Annotated in this window: 17 protein-coding genes; 8 read left to right on the forward strand and 9 right to left on the reverse strand. The window is 72.4% G+C overall.

The window, feature by feature from the left end:
• Window positions 1-129: 129 nt before the first annotated feature.
• From ABZS40_RS20935 to ABZS40_RS20955, 5 genes are all read right to left on the reverse strand, one after another.
• Window positions 130-585 carry a DUF4383 domain-containing protein gene (locus ABZS40_RS20935; RefSeq protein ID WP_354944970.1) on the reverse strand — a complete coding sequence of 152 codons (456 nt, stop codon included), beginning with the start codon at window positions 583-585 and terminating at the stop codon, window positions 130-132.
• Window positions 586-685: 100 nt separating this feature from the next.
• Window positions 686-2,491: an ABC-F family ATP-binding cassette domain-containing protein gene (locus ABZS40_RS20940; RefSeq protein WP_354944971.1), complete on the reverse strand. Its 1,806-nt coding sequence runs from the start codon at window positions 2,489-2,491 to the stop codon at window positions 686-688.
• Window positions 2,492-2,611: 120 nt separating this feature from the next.
• A complete protein-coding gene (locus ABZS40_RS20945; RefSeq protein ID WP_354944972.1) occupies window positions 2,612-3,559 on the reverse strand; it encodes a 4-(cytidine 5'-diphospho)-2-C-methyl-D-erythritol kinase in 948 nt (315 codons plus the stop codon).
• 86 nt (window positions 3,560-3,645) lie between these two features.
• Complete coding sequence (gene rsmA, locus ABZS40_RS20950; RefSeq protein WP_354944973.1) at window positions 3,646-4,515, reverse strand: 16S rRNA (adenine(1518)-N(6)/adenine(1519)-N(6))-dimethyltransferase RsmA; 870 nt, start codon at window positions 4,513-4,515, stop codon at window positions 3,646-3,648.
• Window positions 4,509-5,408, reverse strand: a complete 900-nt coding sequence (locus ABZS40_RS20955; protein WP_354944974.1) for a TatD family hydrolase — start codon at window positions 5,406-5,408, stop codon at window positions 4,509-4,511. Before ABZS40_RS20955 ends, rsmA begins: the two co-directional genes overlap by 7 nt.
• Window positions 5,409-5,537: 129 nt before the next feature.
• Here ABZS40_RS20955 and ABZS40_RS20960 point away from each other — a divergent pair, with 129 nt between their 5' ends.
• Window positions 5,538-6,785, forward strand: a complete 1,248-nt coding sequence (locus ABZS40_RS20960) for a hypothetical protein (protein ID WP_354944975.1) — start codon at window positions 5,538-5,540, stop codon at window positions 6,783-6,785.
• 46 nt (window positions 6,786-6,831) lie between these two features.
• Here ABZS40_RS20960 and metG read toward each other — a convergent pair whose 3' ends face one another.
• Window positions 6,832-8,634, reverse strand: a complete 1,803-nt coding sequence (gene metG, locus ABZS40_RS20965; RefSeq protein ID WP_354944976.1) for a methionine--tRNA ligase — start codon at window positions 8,632-8,634, stop codon at window positions 6,832-6,834.
• A gap of 158 nt (window positions 8,635-8,792) precedes the next feature.
• Here metG and ABZS40_RS20970 point away from each other — a divergent pair, with 158 nt between their 5' ends.
• Entirely contained in the window at window positions 8,793-9,890 is a 1,098-nt protein-coding gene (locus ABZS40_RS20970) for a hypothetical protein (RefSeq protein WP_354944977.1), read from the forward strand.
• Window positions 9,891-9,921: 31 nt separating this feature from the next.
• Here the strand turns inward: ABZS40_RS20970 and rsmI are convergent, their stop codons facing one another.
• A complete protein-coding gene (gene rsmI / locus ABZS40_RS20975) occupies window positions 9,922-10,770 on the reverse strand; it encodes a 16S rRNA (cytidine(1402)-2'-O)-methyltransferase (protein ID WP_354944979.1) in 849 nt (282 codons plus the stop codon).
• Between the two features lie 209 nt (window positions 10,771-10,979).
• Here rsmI and ABZS40_RS20980 point away from each other — a divergent pair, with 209 nt between their 5' ends.
• The 3 genes from ABZS40_RS20980 (at window position 10,980) to ABZS40_RS20990 (ending at window position 14,988) form a co-directional block, all read left to right on the forward strand.
• Window positions 10,980-12,563, forward strand: coding sequence for a phospholipid carrier-dependent glycosyltransferase (locus ABZS40_RS20980; protein WP_354945096.1), 1,584 nt, complete (start codon window positions 10,980-10,982; stop codon window positions 12,561-12,563).
• A gap of 365 nt (window positions 12,564-12,928) precedes the next feature.
• Window positions 12,929-14,206 carry a VWA domain-containing protein gene (locus ABZS40_RS20985; protein ID WP_354944980.1) on the forward strand — a complete coding sequence of 426 codons (1,278 nt, stop codon included), beginning with the start codon at window positions 12,929-12,931 and terminating at the stop codon, window positions 14,204-14,206.
• Window positions 14,206-14,988 (forward strand): peptidase, encoded by a 783-nt coding sequence (locus ABZS40_RS20990; protein ID WP_354944981.1) that lies wholly within the window; start codon window positions 14,206-14,208, stop codon window positions 14,986-14,988. The genes ABZS40_RS20985 and ABZS40_RS20990 overlap by 1 nt, the downstream gene beginning before the upstream one ends.
• Window positions 14,989-15,034: 46 nt before the next feature.
• Here the strand turns inward: ABZS40_RS20990 and ABZS40_RS20995 are convergent, their stop codons facing one another.
• On the reverse strand, window positions 15,035-15,304 hold the full coding sequence (locus tag ABZS40_RS20995; RefSeq protein WP_354944982.1) for a hypothetical protein: 270 nt from the start codon (window positions 15,302-15,304) through the stop codon (window positions 15,035-15,037).
• A 198-nt stretch (window positions 15,305-15,502) separates the two neighbouring features.
• Here ABZS40_RS20995 and ABZS40_RS21000 point away from each other — a divergent pair, with 198 nt between their 5' ends.
• Window positions 15,503-16,159 carry a 4'-phosphopantetheinyl transferase superfamily protein gene (locus tag ABZS40_RS21000; protein ID WP_354944983.1) on the forward strand — a complete coding sequence of 219 codons (657 nt, stop codon included), beginning with the start codon at window positions 15,503-15,505 and terminating at the stop codon, window positions 16,157-16,159.
• Between the two features lie 202 nt (window positions 16,160-16,361).
• Window positions 16,362-17,132, forward strand: coding sequence for a hypothetical protein (locus tag ABZS40_RS21005; protein WP_354944984.1), 771 nt, complete (start codon window positions 16,362-16,364; stop codon window positions 17,130-17,132).
• A gap of 9 nt (window positions 17,133-17,141) precedes the next feature.
• On the opposite strand, the gene ABZS40_RS21010 is transcribed toward ABZS40_RS21005, so the two are convergent.
• Entirely contained in the window at window positions 17,142-18,227 is a 1,086-nt protein-coding gene (locus ABZS40_RS21010) for a Gfo/Idh/MocA family oxidoreductase (protein ID WP_354944985.1), read from the reverse strand.
• A 59-nt stretch (window positions 18,228-18,286) separates the two neighbouring features.
• On the opposite strand from ABZS40_RS21010, the gene ABZS40_RS21015 reads away from it, so the two are divergent.
• Window positions 18,287-19,021, forward strand: coding sequence for a hypothetical protein (locus ABZS40_RS21015; protein WP_354944986.1), 735 nt, complete (start codon window positions 18,287-18,289; stop codon window positions 19,019-19,021).
• Window positions 19,022-19,094: the final 73 nt, after the last annotated feature.

The raw sequence follows: 19,094 nt of genomic DNA on the forward strand, positions 1-19,094 counted from the left end.
GCGTCGTCGGTGACCGGGTCGGCGGGGTCACGCCGCCGCTCGGCGCCGAGCTGCGCAGGGATCAAGCCTGACCGCCCGGAGCAGCTCGGGCTCCGGCGGAAAATCCACGACCGCAACCAAGGAAGAAGATCAGAGGACCAGGCGAGCCTTGTGGAACGCCTCCGCCTCATCCTCAGAGCCGACCTTGCCGTACATGCCGACCATCAGCAGCACCAGGGCGGCCGTCATCACCACGACCACTGTGGTGATGCTGAAGTTGAAGATGTTGGCGTCGGTCCGGATGAACGCGAGACCGGCCAGGCTGACCACCATGAGGCTGTACGCCAGCCACTGGTTGATCGCTACGTCGATGTTGCGGCCGAGCGCGGTGCCGACCAGCACGACGATCCCGAGCAGCACGCTGAGCAGCGAGAAGCCGAGGTTGGTGCCCTGACCGAGGACGCGGGTGTCGTCTTGGGCGAGGATCTCGTTGCCGGTGCTCGCGATGATGCCGAGCACACCGAAGACGACCAGGTACAGACCGGTCAGCCCGCCGATCGCCCGGTAGATCGGCCGCGCGGGGTGGTTGACGGGGGTGTGTGCCATGTCTGTCTCTCCAACGCCGTGGGGTAGGTGTCGCCGACGATTGTCTCGCATGTGGTGGTGTGACGCCGCACACGGGGCCCGGGCCGGCGCGCCCGACCGGTCAGCTCTCGGGCAGGTCCTCGGCGAGGGTCATCCAGCTCTCCTCGATCCGCTCCCGTTCGGCGCGCAGATCCTTGAGCTGGGTGTCCAACTCGGCCACCCGGGCGTAGTCGGTGGCGTCCGCCGCGAGCTGACCGAGCAGCGTGGTCTCGCGCTGGTCGAGCTTGCTGAGTTGCCGCTCCAGCCGGGTCAGCTCCTTGCGGGCCTGCCGGACCTCGGCGGCGGACATGCCACCTCCCGAGGGGGCAGCGGGCGCGGAGGTCGAGGTGACGCCCGGCCGGGGAGAGCCGGCCCGCTCGGCGGTCCGCGTGAGGTACTCGTCCACGCCGCCCGGCAGGTGCACCAGCCGACCGTCGCCGAACATCGCGTACGCCGTGTCGGTGACCCGCTCGATCAGGTACCGGTCGTGGCTGGCCACGATGATCGTGCCGGGCCACGAGTCGAGCAGGTCCTCCAGCGAGGCGAGGGTGTCCGTGTCCAGGTCGTTGGTGGGCTCGTCGAAGAGCAGCACGTTGGGCTCGCCGGCCAGCAGCCGCAGCATCTGCAACCTGCGGCGTTCGCCACCGGAGAGGTCACTGACCGGGGTCCAGAGGCGGCGGTCGTCGAAGCCGAACACCTCGGCGAGCTGCGAAGCGGAGACCTCCCGGTCGCCGAGCTGAACCCGGCGGGCGACCTCCTCCACCGCCTCCAGCACCCGCAGGTGCCCGGGCAGCTCGGTGAGCTCCTGGGAGAGGAACGCGGGCCGCACTGTGGAGCCGGTGCCGAGGCGGCCGCCATCGGGGCGGGTGATGCCGGCGAGCATCCGCAGCAGCGTGGTCTTGCCGGCGCCGTTCGCACCGAGGATGGCGATCCGGTCGCCGGGGCCGACCTGCCAGGTGACGTCGCGAAGGATCTCCTTCGGGCCGGCGTGCAGCTCGACGTTCTCCAGGTCGTACACCTGCTTGCCCAGCCGGGAGGTGGCCATGCGCTGCAGCGACATGGTGTCGCGCGCCGGCGGCACGTCGGCGATCAACGCGTTCGCTGCGTCGATGCGGAACTGCGGCTTGGAGGTCCGCGCGGGCGGGCCACGGCGCAGCCAGGCGATCTCCTTGCGGAGGAGGTTCTGCCGGCGGGCCTCGGTGGCGGCGGCGACCCGCTCGCGCTCGGCGCGGGCGAGGGTCCAGGCGGCGAAGCCACCCTCGTAGGCGCGGACGGTCTGGTCGGCGACCTCCCAGGTGTTGGTGCAGACCGCGTCCAGGAACCACCGGTCGTGGGTGACCACGACCAGGGCGCCCTTGCGGCCGACCAGGTGCCGGGCCAGCCAGTCGACCCCGCCGACGTCCAGGTGGTTGGTGGGCTCGTCGAGGATGAGCAGGTCGGAGTCGCGGACGAGCAGTGCGGCGAGCGCCACCCGGCGGCGTTCGCCACCGGACATCGGACCGACCGGCTGGTCGAGGCCGAGGTGCGGCATGCCGAGGCCGTCGAGGATGGCCCGCACCCCGGAATCGCCGGCCCACTCGTGCTCCGCGCCCATGCCCTCGGCGAGCCAGGCGGTGCCGAGCACCACGTCCCGGACGGTGGCCTCGGGGGCGAGGGTGAGCTGCTGCGGCAGCCAGAGCACACGCAGGTCACGGCGGTGGGTCACCCGACCGTCATCGGGGTCCTCCTGCTTGGTGAGCAGCCGCAGCAGGGTGGACTTGCCGGCGCCGTTGAGGCCGACCACGCCGATCCGGTCGGCGTCGTCCAGGCCGAGCGAGACGTCCGTGAGCAGCCGCCCGGCGGCGCCGTACCCCTTGGACACCCGGTCCAGATTGACGATGTTCGCCACGTTCCACCCTTCATGATCAAGGCGCCCCGGTGCCGGCGGGCACCTGGACGCCTGCCCCAAGGGTACGCGGAAGCCCTGAACGCCCGCGCCGCGCGCCAGCAGCTCCGGTGGAACGCGTCGTCAGCCGACGCGGGCGCCGGCTACCGGACCGTGCGCGACCCACGCCTCCCGGCAGACGCCCGCGGCGGTCAGCTCGGCCGCGATCCGCTCCGCGTCGGCCGCGTTGGCGGCGAGAAAAACGCAGGTCGGGCCGGAGCCGGAGACGATGCCGGTGAGCGCGCCGGCCGCCTCACCGGCCTTGAGCGTGTCGGCCAGCGCCGGGCGCATGGCCAGCGCGGCGTCCTGGAGGTCGTTGCCGAGCGTACGGGCGAGCACCCGGGGGTCACGCTGGCGCAGCGCGCCCAGCAGCGCGTCGGTGCTGCCCAGCGGGGCGCCGGCGGCACCGGAGTCGCGGAGCCGATCCAGCTCCCGGTACGCGGCCGGGGTGGACAGGCCGCCGTCGGCGATCGCCACCACCCAGTGCCAGGAGGTGGGGCGGGCCAGCACGGGGCTGATCGCCTCACCCCGGCCGGTGCCCAGCGCGGTGCCACCGTAGATCAGGAACGGCACGTCGGAGCCGAGGTCGGCGGCAATGCCGGCCAGCTCGTCGCGGGACAGACCGGTGCCCCAGAGCGCGTCGCAGGCCACCAGCGCGGCGGCCGCGTCGGCGCTGCCACCGGCCAACCCACCGGCGAGCGGGATCTGCTTGCGCAGGTGCAGTCGGGCGTGCGGCAGCACCCCGGCGTACCCGGCGAGGGCGTGCGCGGCGCGGATCACCAGGTTGGTGTCGTCCAGGGCCAGCTCGCCGGTGCCCTCACCCTCCATGGTCAGGGCGAGGGTGTCGCCCCGGCGGGCCGTCAGCTCGTCGTAGATCGAGATGGCGTGGTAGATCGTGTTCAGCTCGTGGTAGCCGTCCCGACGCAGCGGGCCCACCCCGAGGTGCAGGTTGACCTTCGCGGGCACCCGCACCCGCACCGGGCCGATGGCCCCGCGTCGCTCGTCGTCGTCCGATCGCCAGGCCTCGGTCACGGGGTGACGTCCCGGACGCGCAGACGGATGTCGAACGGCTTGGCCACGATCAGCTCCTCAGCGTCCTGGGCGGGCACGGCGTCAGCCTACTTCCCGGCCGGCGTACCGACCGGAGCCGACGCGGCGATGGCGGCGAACTGCTCGACGGTCAGTGACTCCCCGCGGGCGCCGGGGTCGACGCCGGCGGCGGTGAGCGCCGCGGCGGCCCGGTCCGCGCCACCGGCCCAGCCCGCCAGCGCGGCCCGCAGCGTCTTGCGCCGCTGCGCGAAGGCCGCGTCCACCACGGCGAAGACCCGCTCCCGCGGTACGTCGGTGCGGGGCGGCTCGTGGCAGGTGAAGGAGACCAGGCCGGAGTCGACGTTGGGCACCGGCCAGAACACGTTCGGTGGCACCTTGCCGGCGCCCCGGGCCTGGGCGTACCAGGCGAGCTTCACCGACGGAATGCCGTACACCTTGGAGCCGGGACCGGCGACGAGCCGGTCGGCGACCTCCTTCTGCACCATCACCAGACCGTGTCGCAGGGTGGGCAGCACGGCGAGCAGGTGCAGCACCACGGGCACGGCGACGTTGTAGGGCAGGTTCGCCACCAGCGCTGTCGGTGCCGGGTCGGCCAGCTCGGCGGCGGCGATACGCAACGCGTCCGCGCGGTGCACTGTGAGCCGGGCGGCGTCGGCCCCGGCGTGCCGCGCGGCGGTCTCCGGTAGCGCCCCGGCGAGCACCGGGTCGATCTCCACGGCGTGCACGTGCCCGGCGACCGGCAGCAGCCCCACTGTCAGCGAGCCGAGCCCGGGCCCCACCTCCAGGGCCACGTCGTCGGGGGTCAGGCCGGCGGTGGTCACGATCCGGCGCACGGTGTTCGGGTCGTGCACGAAGTTCTGGCCCAGCTTCTTGGTGGGCGCGACGCCCAGCCGGGCGGCGAGTTCCCGGATCTCCGCCGGGCCGAGCAGGCTCACCATGGGCCGAAGGCCCGGTCGCCGGTGGCGGAGATGGCCGCGCACAGCTCGTCCAGGTCGCTGCCGGTGGTCGCGGCGAGCGCGCGGACGGTGAGCGGAATCAGGTACGACGCGTTCGGCCGGCCCCGGTACGGCATCGGGGTGAGGTACGGGGCGTCGGTCTCCACCAGCATCTGGTCCACCGGGGTGAGCGCGGCGGCCTCGCGCAGCGCCGTCGCGCTGCCGAAGGTGACGGTGCCGGCGAAGCTCAGCAGGTAGCCGCGGCGGACGCACTCGCGGGCGAAGTCGGCGTCGCCGGAGAAGCAGTGCAGCACCACCCGGTCGGGAGCGCCGTCGTCGTCGAGGATCCGCAGCACGTCGGCGTGCGCGTCGCGGTCGTGGATGACCAGCGTCTTGCCGTACCGCTTGGCGATGGCGATGTGCGCCCGGAAACTCTGCTCCTGCGCGGCGCGCCCCTCGTCGCCGGTCCGGAAGAAGTCCATTCCGGTCTCGCCGATTCCCCGGACCCGGTCGCGGGCGGCGAGTGACTCGATCTCCCGCAACGCCTCGTCGAGGTCGCCCAGCCGGGGTGCCTCGTTGGGGTGCAGCGCCACGGTGGCCAGCACGGCGGGGTACCGGTCGGCGGTGTCCGCGCCCCACCGGGAGGAGGCGACGTCCACGCCCACCTGGACCAGCCGGTCCACGCCGACCTTCGTGGCCAACGCGATGGCCACGGCGACCGGGTCGTCGGCCGGCCCGCCGCCGGGCACACCGGCCTCCCTGACAGTGATGTCCAGGTGGGTGTGGCTGTCCAGCACCGCCCGGGGCAACGACTCGGGGGCGGGCGGAAACTCTCCGGCCCGCCGGGCGGCACGCTCGCGGCGGGATTCAGTGGGCTCGCTCATCAGCGACAGCATCACACACCGGGCCTGTCCATCTGCCCGCCACCCGACGTTCACCTCGACTACGTCGCGCGACTCTACGGTCGCTCACGAGCGGACGCGACAGCGTGCGAACCCCATCCCACCGAGCAGGGAGGCGACGGCGTGAGCGTCACCCCCCAGGCCGGCGGCAGCGCCGGCGAACGGACCGGACTGCACGTGGCGTTCGACGGCGGCGTGTACCCGGCCGAGGAGATCGCCCGAGGCGCCGCGTACGAGTTGTTCAGCGCCGACGAGGTGGCCGGCTTCGAGTGGGCGCCCCGCCCGGGTAGCGCCCTGCCGTGGCGCCGGTTCGTGCACGTCACCGAGGTGAGCGCTGTGCACGGGGCCACGGAGCCGGCCGACGAGCCGGAGACGCCGCTGCTGATGCCCGCCCACCGCGAGCGGGGTTGGGCGTACCTGCACCAGCTCAGCCAGCAGCCGGCGGCGGCGGGCGACCCGATGCTGGCGGCGGCGCGCGCGTCGGCTTTGGTCCGAAGGGGCACCCGGATGATGAAGGTGCTCTCGGCCCAGCAGCTCGCCGGCTTCGTACGGGGTTGGCTGCCGCACGGCTTCTGCTACCGCGAGCACGATGTGGCGCACCTGCGTACGCCGGCGGCGACGACGGTGCTGCGTACGGATGGCGACGCTGGCCGGGAGGGCCCGGACGTCGCGTACGCGCTGCGCTGGCGCGCGTCCGACCCGGGTGACTACGACGTGCCGGTGGGCCCGGCACACCGCGGCCTGACCGCGCTGGCCTCCCGGGACCGGCTCGGCGCCCCGGTGCTCGGCACCGGCTTCGTGCCCAGCAACGGTCAGCTCATCCCGGAGTTCATCACCCGGGACTTCGCCGACCTGCCGATGCCGGCGAACGCCTCCCTCATCGCGTACCCGGCCGAAGGGTTGGAGGTGGTGCTGTACACCTACCAGGCCGAGCAGCGCGGGTGGCTGCGGATGGTGGGCCCGCAGTGGCGGCACCTGCTGGCCGCGGCGCCGGACCTCTCCCCGGACCAGGAGTACGTGCCGAACGCCGACGCCCCCCGCTCCACCCAGCTGGTCGGCATGTACGGCGACACCGAGTACGAGGCGGTCGCCGACCTACCCGGCGGGTTCCGGGTGCTGGCGATGACCCGGGCGGCCCGCTACCCGGTGGACGCGGTGGCCCGCCGGGTCCGGTTCGCCCAGTGGCGGGGGGTGCCGTGCCTGGTACTGCGGGAGGAGGCCGGCTGGCTGCGGCTGCGCCTGCGCTACCCGAACCCGGACACCGTGGTCACGACCGGCGCGCAGTGTCAGGAACGTGGCGTCTACGAGGCCTGGGCGCCGGGCGCCGAGGTGACCGACGACCAGGTGATGGACACCCGGTACGCGATGTGACGACGCGCGGCGGCAGGGCATCCGGCCGCCGCGCGTCGTGGTGTGCTCAGTCTGCGAGCCGGGCCAGCTCCTCGTCGACGATCGACGGGTCGAGCTTGCGGAACACCGGCTTCGGCGCGGCCAGTGGGCGACCCGCCTCGATCGACACCGACTCCCAGCGCGCGCCGACTGTGTAGTCCCCGGTGAGCACTGGGTACGCCGGACCGCCGTCCAGGTCGTCGACCTGCTCGATCACCGGCATCGGCGCGTGCACGCCGGTGCCCCCGAGCAGGTCGTGCACCTGCTGCGCGGAGTGGGGCAGGAACGGGGTGAGCAGCGTGTTGGCATCGCTGATCACCTGAAGGGCGACGTGCAGGATGGAGCCCATCCGGGGCTTGTCGGCCTCGTCCTTGAGCTTCCAGGGCGCCTGCTCGGAGAGGTACCTGTTGGCCTCGGCGACCACCTTCATGGCCTCACCGATCGCCTGCTTCTGCCGGTGCCGGCCGATCAGGTCGCCGACAGTGGTGAAGCCGGTCCGGGAGACAGCGAGCAGCGCCTCGTCGGCCTCGGTGAGACCGGCCGGATCGACCGGCGGGATCGCCCCGAAGTTCTTCGCGGCCATCGAGACGCACCGGTTGACCAGGTTGCCCCAGCCGGCGACCAACTCGTCGTTGTTGCGGCGCAGGAACTCGGCCCAGGTGAAGTCGGTGTCGTTGCTCTCCGGGCCGGCGGCGGCGATGAAGTAGCGCAGCGCGTCGGCGTCGTAGCGCTCCAGGAAGTCGCGGACGTAGATGACCACCTTGCGGGACGAGGAGAACTTGCGCCCCTCCATGGTCAGATACTCGCTCGACACCACCTCGGTGGGCAGGTTGAGCCGACCCAGCTCGCCCGGCTCACCGTCGCGGGAGCCCTCGCCGGAGTAGCCGGAGAGCAGCGCCGGCCAGATCACCGAGTGGAAGACGATGTTGTCCTTACCCATGAAGTAGTAGGACTGGGCGTCCTTCCCCGCGCCGTCGGCGGACCAGTACCTCCGCCACGCGTCCGGGTCGCCGGACCGGCGGGCCCATTCGATCGAGGCGGACAGGTAGCCGATCACGGCGTCGAACCACACGTAGATCCGCTTGTCCGGCCGGTCGCGCCAACCGTCGAGCGGGATCGGTACGCCCCACTCCAGGTCCCGGGTGATCGCCCGGGGCTGGAGGTCGTCGAGCAGGTTGCGGGAGAACCGCAGCACGTTGGGCCGCCACCCCTCGCGGGTGTCCAACCACTGCCGCAGCACCTCGGCCAGGGCCGGCAGGTCCAGGAAGAAGTGCTCGGTCTCGACGAACTTCGGGGTCTCCCCGTTGATCCGCGACTTCGGGTTGATCAGGTCGATCGGGTCGAGCTGGTTGCCGCAGTTGTCGCACTGGTCACCGCGGGCGCTGTCGTACCCGCAGATCGGGCAGGTGCCCTCGATGTAGCGGTCGGGCAGGGTGCGCCCGGTGGACGGGGAGATCGCGCCCATGGTGGTCTTCGGCACGATGTAGCCGTTGCGGTACATCCCCTCGAACAACTCCTGCACCACCGCGTAGTGGTTGCGGGTGGTGGTGCGGGTGAACAGGTCGTAGGAGAGACCGAGGCCGTGCAGGTCCTCGACGATCACCCTGTTGTACCGGTCGGCCAGCTCGCGCGGGGTCACCCCGTCGGCGTCGGCCTGCACCTGGATCGGGGTGCCGTGCTCGTCGGTGCCGGAGACCATGAGCACGTCGTGGCCGGCCATCCGCATGTACCGGGCGAAGACGTCGGAGGGAACGCCGAAACCGGAGACGTGGCCGATGTGGCGGGGGCCGTTGGCGTACGGCCAGGCCACTGCCGCGAGAACGTGACTCATGAGCAGTGAGCCTAGTGACCCGTGCGGGGCGTCCGCGAACCAATGGGGGGTGCCCGACCGGCGGACCGGGTCAACCACCTCGCCCGTTGGTCCGATTTGTCGTCGACACGCGGCTCAGCTGCCGGTTTCACCTCCTGGTGCGGTGTGCAATGAACGTCGTGACGGGCAGAGGAGCGGCGCGGGACCACGAGGACCGTCCCACCGGGCCGGCGGTCGGCGACGACCCGGGGCCCGAGCCCGCCGCGCCCCGGGTGGCCGGGGTCGCGCCGCAGCCCCGGCTGGTGCCCAGCGCCGACCCGGGTGCGCAGCGGCCCACCCCGGCGGGGAGGTCCGCCGCCCCGGCCCGCCCCACGCCGGCGGCGCCGTCGCCCACCCCGACCCGGCCGACCCCGGGGGCACCCGTACCCAGCCCGGTCCGGCCCGGCTCGTCGGGCCCGCCGGCCGGCGCGGCACCCGCCGGCGCGGCACCCGTCGAGGTGGAGCCCGTCGAGGTGGAGCCCGTCGAGGTGGAGCCCGTCGAGGTGGAGCCGACCACCGGCGCGCCGGTGGACGCGGTGCCGCGTCGGGTGCCGGTCCGGCAGCAGGGTCGCCGGCAGCGGGACCATGGGCCCGACGGCGACCCGCCGGACGACGACGGCGGCGCTTTCTGGGCCCCGATCGAGCAGGTGCACTGGGACGGCACCCCGGTCCGCAAGGACGCGGCACCGGCCCGGCTTCGCGGCTTCCGACTGGCGCGGCGCCGGGCACCCAGCCGCACGCCCCCACCGCCGGATCCGCTGCCCGGGCTCGCCGCGCTGGTGGTGCTGAGCCTTGTCGCTGCCTTCTTCGCCTGGGTCAGCGCCGGCCCGTTCTGGCTCGCGGCCGGGCACGCCCGGACGGGCACTGTGGTGATCGACGACTGCTCCGGCGGCGGGCTGACCCAGCGGTGCCGGGGGATCTTCACAGCCGAGAACGGGCGGTTCATCGCCCATGGTGTCCGGGTCAGCGGCGTGCCCGACGAGGGGAGCGCGGCCGGCACCTCGCTGCCGGCGCGGATGACCGGCCCGGACAGCGGCACCGCGTACGCGGACGTCGGAGTGGGCCGGCACCTGCGGTGGCTGCCCGGTCTGCTGGCCGTGCTGGCCTGTACCGCCGGCATCGTCCGGTGGACCGGGTCGGCCCGGCTGCCCGGTCGCCGACACCGTCACTGGGCGGTGGCCGCCGCCGTCGCCGGCCCCACGCTGATCACCGTCGGCTTCCTGGCCGCCGCGTGGTGAATTCGCCGTCCGGCGCGCCGGACCACAGTGGTCAGCTGTGCACGATCGTGTAGACGTCCCGGCGGCGCATCGCGTACTCGGTGGCGACGTCGGTGACGGCGTCCCGGCGGGACCGGCCGGCGGCCTCCCGCTCGGCGACGGCGGCGCGCAGGGTGTCGTCGTCGGGGCGTTCGGCCGCGGTCACCGGGGCTCCGGCCACCACCAGGGTGATCTCTCCGCGCGGGTCCCCCTCGGTGGCCCACCGGGCCAGCTCGCCGAGGGGGCGGCGGAGCACCTCCTCGTAGGTCTTTGTGAGTTCGCGGCAGAGCGCGGCCGGCCGGTCCGCCCCGAACGTGTCGGCCAGGTCGGTGAGCGTCGCCCCGATCCGGTGCGGTGCCTCGAAGAAGACCAGGGTGCGCTCCTCGGCGGCGAGCGCGCGCAGCCGGGATCGACGCCCGCCGGGGGTGCGGGGCAGGAAGCCCTCGAAGCAGAACCGGTCGCAGGGCAGCCCGGAGACGGCCAGCGCTGTGGTGACCGCGCTGGGCCCGGGGGCGACGGTGACCGGCGCCCCGACATCCAACGTGGCACGGACCAGGCGGTAGCCGGGGTCGGAGACGCTGGGCATCCCGCCGTCGGTGACCAGCGCCACCACGTACCCGCCGAGGATGGCCTCGACCAGCTCGGGGGTGCGCCGCTCCTCGTTGCCCTCGAAGTAGGAGACGATTCGACCGCCGACGGTGAGGTCGAGATCGCGGGCCAGCCGGGTGAGCCGGCGGGTGTCCTCGGCGGCGACCACGTCGGCGCTGATCAGCACCTCCCGGAGCCGGGCCGACGCGTCGGAGGGGTTGCCGAGTGGAGCACCGAGCAGAATCAGGCGCCCAACTTCGGACATTTCACCCACGGATTCGTCTCCTTCATTGCTGGGAATACCGGTATCAGGGACGACGGACGCCACCGGACACCTTGGCAGCCTACGATCGCCCGGTGACGAGTGCGTCGACAGCGCAGAGCCCGAGCGCGGATCCGGACAAGATGATCCAGGTGACGGGCGAGCCCAGTGCCACCCAGGAGCCGACGGCACCGAGCGCCGAGGGCGGCGGGGTGGCCGCCATGGTCCGGCGACGGTTCGCCACCGTCGACACCCAGGTGGACCGGTTCTCCTGGCTGGCCACGGCAGTGGTGGTGGCCATCGCGGCGATCCTGCGCTTCGTCGGGCTGTCCAGCCCGAAGGGCAAGATCTTCGACGAGACGTACTACGCCAAGGACGCCTACGGGCTGATCTCCCGTGGCGTGGAGTGGAACTACAAGGACAACGTCGCGTCGTACGTGGTGCACCCGCCACTGGGCAAGTGGTTGATCGGCGTCGGCGAGTGGGCCTTCGGCTATCAGGACGCGGATTCCAAGGTCTCCGTCCCGGGCCACCTGATGACCACCGCGCCGGAGTTCGGCTGGCGATTCTCGGCGGCGGTGATCGGCACGCTGTCGGTGCTGCTGCTGGTCCGCATCGGTCGGCGGATGTTCCGCTCGACGGTGCTCGGCTGCGCGGCCGGCCTGCTGCTCGCCCTGGACGGCTTCCACCTGGTGCTGTCCCGCGCGGCCCTGCTCGACATCTTCCTGCTCTTCTTCGTGCTGGCGGCGTTCGGAGCGCTGGTGCTCGATCGGGACGCCCGCCGTCGGCGCTGGGCTCGGGCTCTGGACGACGGGCTCGATCCGAGCCGGCCGGGCCGGGCCGGCCGCCCGCCGGCCGGTTGGCGCACCTGGCCGTGGTGGCGGCTGGCGGCCGGGGTGCTGATCGGCTGCGCCTGTGCGGTGAAGTGGAGCGCCCTGTACTTCGTGCCGGCCTTCGCGCTGCTGGTGCTCTTCTGGGAGGTCGGCGTCCGCCGCTCGGCGGGGGTCCGCCGGCCCTGGCGGGACACGCTCGTCGACGAGCTGCCCTGGCTGGTGCTCGCCGGCGTGGTCATGGTGGGCACCTACCTCGCCACCTGGTCGGGCTGGCTGCTCACCGACGACGGTTACTACCGGCTCGCGTCGGCCCACCCCGGCGCCCCGCTCAGCGACCGCCCGGTGATCGGCCCGCTGATCAATCTCTTCGAATACCATCGCGCGGCGTACGGCTTCCACGCCCAGCTCGACGACTCGCACAAGTACCAGTCGTGGCCGTGGCAGTGGCTGCTGTTGGGCCGGCCGGTCGCCTTCCACTACGCCCAGAACGGCGTCTGCGGCGCAGCGACCTGCTCCTCGGAGATCCTGCTGCTCGGCACCCCGCTGCTCTGGTGGTCGTTCCTGCCCGCCCTGGTGGCGCTGGCCTGGCTGGGTGTGGCCCGTCGGGACTGGCGGGCCGGCGCGATCCTGCTCACCGTGGCCGCCGGGCTGCTGCCGTGGTTCTGGTTCGCCCTCGACGGCCGGACGATGTTCTCGTTCTACGCCGCGCCGGTGGTGCCGTTCCTGGTGCTGGCCGTGGTGTATGTGCTGGGCGCGCTGATCGCGCCCGCCGGGGGTGACGTGGGTGCTGTGGCGCCGCTGGTGCCCGGTGACCCGAGTTATGAGCGCCGACTGGTGGGCAGCATCGCGGCGGGGGCGTACGTGCTGCTGGTGGCGCTCTGCTTCGCGTACTTCTATCCGATCTTCGTCGGCCGGGTGATTCCGTACTCGGACTGGCTGTCCCGGATGTGGCTCGACGGTCGGTGGATATAAGCATCGACAGGCGACGCGCCGTGTAGCGCGACGGAAGAAGGGCCCGCACGCCGAAGCGTGCGGGCCCTTCTTGACAAAGACGCGCGCCCCGATCGCCTGCCACGGGGGAAGCGGGCGATTGGGGCGCGCATGAAGAGCTTAACCACCGCGCACCACCGGCACAACGGGTCGACTTGGGTCAGATTTCCGACGGATGCTGGCCGAACCGACACCTCCCCTCGCGCAGTTGACCGAGGGTGACCCGGCGTGGACCCTGAGCGCGGGCACGGCCGGTCAGAGGCGGTCCCCGACCCGGCTGGAGCCGTCGGTCCCGCTCCCCCGCACCCGAACGATCATCCAAAGTGGATCTCACTACACTGCGGATCGTGATCAACTTCAGACGATCGACGGCGGTCCTTCTCGGACTGCTGGCGACCACCGCGCTGACCGGGCCGGCGCAGGCCGACGAGGAGCCGGCACCCGAGCCGCCCCGGGTCGAGCTGGTGCTCGACGTCAGCGGTTCGATGCGCGCCGCCGACATCGACGGACGCACCCGGATCGCGGTCGCCCAGCAGGCCTTCAACGAGGTGGTGGACGCGCTGCCCGAGGAGACACAGCTCGGCATCCGGGTGCTCGGCGCGACCTACCGCGGCAAGGACAAGAAGGTCGGTTGCCAGGACACCCAGCAGATCGTGCCGGTCGGCCCGGTGGACCGGTCCGCCGCCAAGGCGGCGGTGGCGACACTTCGGCCGACCGGATTCACTCCGGTCGGGCTGGCGCTGCGCTCCGCCGCGCAGGACCTGGGCACCGGCACCACGACCCGGCGAATCGTGCTGATCACCGACGGCGAGGACACCTGTGCTCCGCCGGATCCGTGCGAGGTGGCCCGGGAACTGGCCGCCCAGGGCACCAGCCTTGTCGTCGACACCCTCGGCCTGGCCCCCGACGAGAAGGTTCGCCGGCAACTGCTCTGCATCGCCAGCGCGACCGGCGGGACCTACACCGCCGCGCAGAGCGCCGAGGAGCTGATCGACCGGATCAAACAGCTCGTCGAGCGGGCCGCCGACACGCACACCCGAGCCCCGACCGTTGTCGGCGGCACGAACGCCTGCGACTCGGCGCCACTGCTCGCCCCCGGCGTCTACGCCGACCGGGAGGCGTTCTCCGAGCATCGCTACTACCGGGTGCCGATCCGCCCCGGGCAGGAGCTGCGGGCCTCGGTGAGCATGGCGTTGGACCGGGCCGTCAACCGGGACTACGGGGTGCTGCTGCGGGCCACCGCGGCCGACGGCCGGGAACTCGTCCGGGGCGCCGATGCCGGCAGCGGACGAGCCGACGTGCTCTCCGCCGGGCTGCGCTGGTCGGCCGCCGCCGACGACGAGGATGCCGCCGAGACCGAGGAGAGCGCGGCGCCGGTCATCGAACCCACCACCGTCTGCCTGGTGGTCAGCAACTCGTTCGCCCCGCGTCCCGGCACCGCGGCCACCCCGGGCATGCCGGTGGAGCTGACCATCGACGTGGTCGCCGCGGCACCCGCACCGGACGGGCCGGACCTCGGTCGGGGCTGGGTGCTGCTCGCCCTGCTCACCATCGCCGGGCTGATCACCGGTCTGCTCGCCGGTCTGCTCACCCGCTGGTGGGTCGCCACCTGGAGGGAGAACTGATGGGTACCGCACTCTTCCGGTCGATGGCGGCGCTGCTCGCTGCCGGCGGGGCCGCTCTGTTTCCCGCTGCGGCCATCGCCGCACCGACCCCCTCCCCGGGTGCCACGCCGGTGAACCGTGCCGGCACGTCGTTCCTCACCGCCACCCCGATCACCGCCGGACAACCGGTACGGGTGGACGCGTCGATCGGCGACCACCTCTACTGGTCGTTCCCGGCGACGGCCGGCCAGGTGCACGAGATCAACGCCACCGTCACCTTCCCGAAGGGACGCAGTGGCGCGTCAACGTGGACGGTGGACGTCTTCGACGGGTTGCGCCGGCGCCAGGCGTGCACTGCGGGAGCCCAGACCCCGACCGTGGACGCGAAGGCGTCGAACGTGGTGCTGGGCTGCACGCTGCGCGAGGTGCGGCCGTGGGCCGAGCCCTGGTCGGCCGACCCACTGCCCGGCACGTACGTCGTCCGACTCTCCGTGATCGAGCTGCCCGAGCCGGATCTGGGTGCGCCGATCGACGTCGACCTGCTGGTCGGCACCGTCGCCGACCGTGGCGCCTCGGCTGACGACGGCGAGTTGGCCGCCCCGCTCGTGCCGAACACCAAGGCCGGCACTGTGCTCAACGCCGTACCCCCGGTGGACGCGGAGGCCGACGACGAGAGCGGCTCGCTGACGGGCTGGTTGCCGGATCTGGGCTCGCGCTGGGTCTGGACCGGCATCGGCGGCGCGCTCGCCGCGGTGGCTGGCGTGTTCGGCTTCGCGGTGACCCGGCGGCCTCGACGTCGCTGAGGCGCCTCCTCTGGTGGCCCCGCCCAGCGGCGGAGCCACCAGAGGCTCAGCTACGCCGGGAGCCGCGCGGCAACCAGCCGATGAACCGGTTCTGGAGCGACATCACCGGGGCGGCGCGCAGATCCTCGGTGGCGGCGGCGAGACAGGAGCCCAGATAGACGCTGAGCATTGCGCGGTCACCCCCGTACTCCGCCAGCAGCCGGGTGCGCTTCGTCGCGCACGGCCACTCGTCGCCGCAGGAGCCACAGCTCCAGCAGGGGGTCTTCGGGGCGTGTTCGTCAGCCCGCACCCCCGGCCGTTCCAGGCCATCGGTCATCGCACGTCCTTCCAGATGTCCACGGGACTGGCGGCTGCCGTGCCGGCCAGCATTGATGGTGGTCCCCCCGGAGCCATCAGGGAGGGCGCTGCGCGTCCCTCCGGTGTTACATCTTTGCGGTACCGTCGGCGGTCGTGGGAGTCGGAAATTTGACGGTTGACTCGATGCGTCATTCCTACCGACCAGTAGGTCGCCGGAATGCGTGACCTGCTGCCATCGACGGTCGCGGTCGCCGTCGCCGGGCCCGCGGACTGGACGGGCGAACTGCTCCCCGCTGAGCAGGCATGTCTCGGTGAGCGGGCCGTGCAGACCCGTCGGCGGGACTTCGCCGCGGGAAGGATCTGCGCCCGCAGGGCATTGCGCGACCTCGGCCTGCCGGCGACCGCCGTGCCGGCCGCGGCCGACCGCGCGCCGGTCTGGCCGGCCGGGGTGGTCGGCAGCATCACCCACACCGCCGGCTATTGCGCCGCCGCGGCGGCGCACACCACCGACATCCGGTCCGTCGGGATGGATGCCGAGCAGCACCGCGAGGTCAATCCGGGGGTGCGCAGACTCGTGCTGCTGCCCGAGGAGGAGGCCGCCTGCGCACGCCTGCCCACCGGCATCTGCTGGCCGGTGGTGCTGTTCAGTGCGAAGGAAACCGTCTACAAGGTGTGGTACCCGATCGTTCGCGGCTGGTTGGACTTCCACGACGCCCGACTCGACATCGATCCGGATGCCGGCACATTCACCGCCCAGATCGCACCGGCCCGGCTCGACGCGGCGGGGGTCGACGACGCGCCGGCATCGATCAGCGGCCGATTCGTGATCAGCGACGGGCTGGTCCGCACCGCCGCCACGCTTCCGGCGCGTTGACCTCGCACGGTTACTCATGGCTATGAATGGAACACCGATCCACATTGGCGTTCGGTGACCATCTGAACACCGTCCACGCTGGCCAGAGCGGTTTCGCGCCCTCGTGGTGGGAAGCCCTCCGCCGTGGCGGCTGGACGTTCCGCCACCCACGGTAACGTCGAAGAGTTCCCGCACCGCACGTACCGAAGCGTCAAGGAGTACGGTGACCCACCCCCAGCCCCCCGTCAGGCCGCACGACCCCCGACAGCCGAACTCGCAGCCGCCGACCCGCTCGTTCGCGGCGACACCGCAGCCGCCGTTCTCGGGGGCTGCGTACCCGGCGGCCAGCGGGTACGCGGACGCTGGCGGCGGATATCGGGCACCCGGTGGCCCCGGCTACCCGATCATCGCACCGCCACCGGCGCAGACAGAGCGCGCCAAGAGGTCTGTCGTGGTCGTCGCGGTCACCGCGGCCGTACTCACCCTGCTCTCCTGCGCCGGTGGCATCGTGGCGGTCGTCATCGGCACCAAAGGCACCTCGACCACTGTGAGCGAGGCGCGGGCCACCCCGCCGACGCCACCGTCGACGAGCGGCGACACCCGTGGCATGTCGCCGGGCGACACGCTGGTCGTCAACAGCGACGCCGGCACCGTCGAGATCACCGTGACGAAGTTCAGCAGCGCCACCAAACCCTGCAAGTCCCACGGACTGAGGCCCGGCGAGGGCATGTACGTGATCGCCGACGTGACGGTGGCCGTCACCAAGGGCACCGCGTCGACGAACCCGCTCTACTTCCGGTGGGTCGCCGCCGACGGCACCAAGACCACAGCGATCGGTGGGGCCTTCTCCGGTTGCGGCAAACCGATGCCGGCCGTCGACGATCTGACCGCCGGCACCAGACGCACCGGCAGCGTGGTGTTCGACGTGCACGACACCTCGGGCGCGTTGGAGTACCAGGACCAGTTCCAGACCGCCGGTTCCTGGAAGCCGTGACCGTCCGGGCTAGCGCCCCCACGCCTCGGTGGCGGTGACGACCGGCCGGCCGGTGCGTACCGATTCTTCGATGGCGAGGCTGACCAGGTGGTCCTGGCAGGCCTCGGCGAGCGGGTACGGCGCAGGACCCTCCTCCCGCGCCCACGCCCCGGCGCGGGCGACGATGTCGGCCACCGCGATGTCGTCGTCGGACATCCCACTGCCGACGAACGGGTTGCGGTAGACCACGTCGCCGTCGAAGCTGATGTGCTTCAGGTCTAGCCCCTCCAGGTTGAGGTCGAGACCCGTCTGGCGTCGCACGAGCGATGACTCCACCGGCGTGGTCGGGTCGACCAGGCGGACCACCCGGTCGTCCACCAGCTCACCGCGCGAGCCCCGGACCACCAACCGGCGGGTACGCAGCGGATTCCACCACTGGTTGTCGGTGAAGTCGTACAACCCCATCCGCCCGCCGAAGTCGATGCTTGCCAGGGTGGTCGTGAGCTGCTGTGGGGTGTCGTCGCCACTCCAGCCGGCCGGCGAGAGCGGGTTGGCCAGCGGCGCGACGAAGGCACGCGCGCTCACCTCGGCGCTCTCGTGACCGACGCCGAGCAGACCCCGGATCAGTGAGACCGCGTGGTATAGGTGGGTCGAGGAGATCTGCACCGAGGTCGGCTCACCGAGCACCCCGGCGCGGACCAACGCCAGGCGCGCGGCGTGCCCGGGCATCAGCAGGTACTGCTCGGCGACCTGCACCAGGCCGCTGCCTCCGACGTCGGTCCAGAGCGAGCGCAGACCCGCCAGGTCGGGGGCGGGCGGCGTCTCGGCGAGCACCGGTACGCCGGCCGCCACCAACTCCCGGGTCACCTCGGGCGTCGCCGGCCACGGCACCGACACGAGAACGAAGTCCGGCCGCTCGTGGGCGAGCAACTCCGCCGTCGTGCGGTAGGTCGGCACTCCCCATTCGGCCGTCACGGCAGTTCCCCGCGATTCGGTTCGCGTCACCACCCCGGTCACCCGGAACCGCTCGGGGAGCAGCCGGGCCAGGCGAAGGAAGAACTCACCTCGCCAACCGCTGCCGACGATGCCGAACCGGGTCTGGGCCACCGAAGTCATCTGGGCTCCTCACGTAGAGGTCCGGATGCTAACCGTTCTCCTTCGCTACGGTTGAGTTGATGACCACCGACCCGTTGCGCGCTGTGCCCGTGCTGGTGACCGACGCGGGACCGCGCCTGGACTACTACCTGGTCCTACCTCCACTCGGCGACCGTGACCCGGGCACCACTGTGGAGGGAATCGTGGTCGAGGAGTTCACTCGCCACCACGACTTCTCGACGACAGGGCTGGGCAGCGCTGGCTGGACGCCGGAGACCGGCTGGTGGAGTTCCGCCGCGCTGAGCCGCGGCATGCGCACCGACCCCGAGGTGTTGGCGCGGGTGGTGCCCACCTCGCGCCGCGAGGCCGAGAACGTCTACCGCGCGCGCGGTGGTGGGCAACTGCCGGACGAGTCGGTGCTGCGTACGCACTTCCTCGACCATCAACCGATCGCCATCGCCCCGCCGCTGCGGCTCGGCCCCGCGCAGGCATCGGCCGGCTTCCACGAGCGGCGCGTGTACCGCGTCCTCTTCGCCGGGGATCTCCGCGCCGAGCCGGTGGCCAGCCTCCGGACGGCCTGGCGAACACCGGCGGGCGGCACGAGTACTGCCGCCGCGAGCGGTCGGCTCGACAGGGGTCTCGACCGGATCACCTGGGACCTGCGACGGGTTGGCGGCCGCCTCGCCTGGGGTCTCGACGTGAGAGTCCTGCTGGGCACCGACGCGGCCGACACGGTGGGCTCGACCCTGACCGACCTGACCAATGTCCTGCGCGAGTACGGTCTGATACCCGTGACAACCGAACGCTTCTCCTAGCACGGGCGTTGCTCTCACCTCGCTGAGCACCGCAACAGCGCAACGGAGGGATCGGTGAACACTCACCACTCCC

Origin of the sequence: Micromonospora sp. NPDC005324 (genome assembly GCF_040607155.1) — a bacterium.
GTDB lineage: Bacteria > Actinomycetota > Actinomycetes > Mycobacteriales > Micromonosporaceae > Micromonospora > Micromonospora trifolii.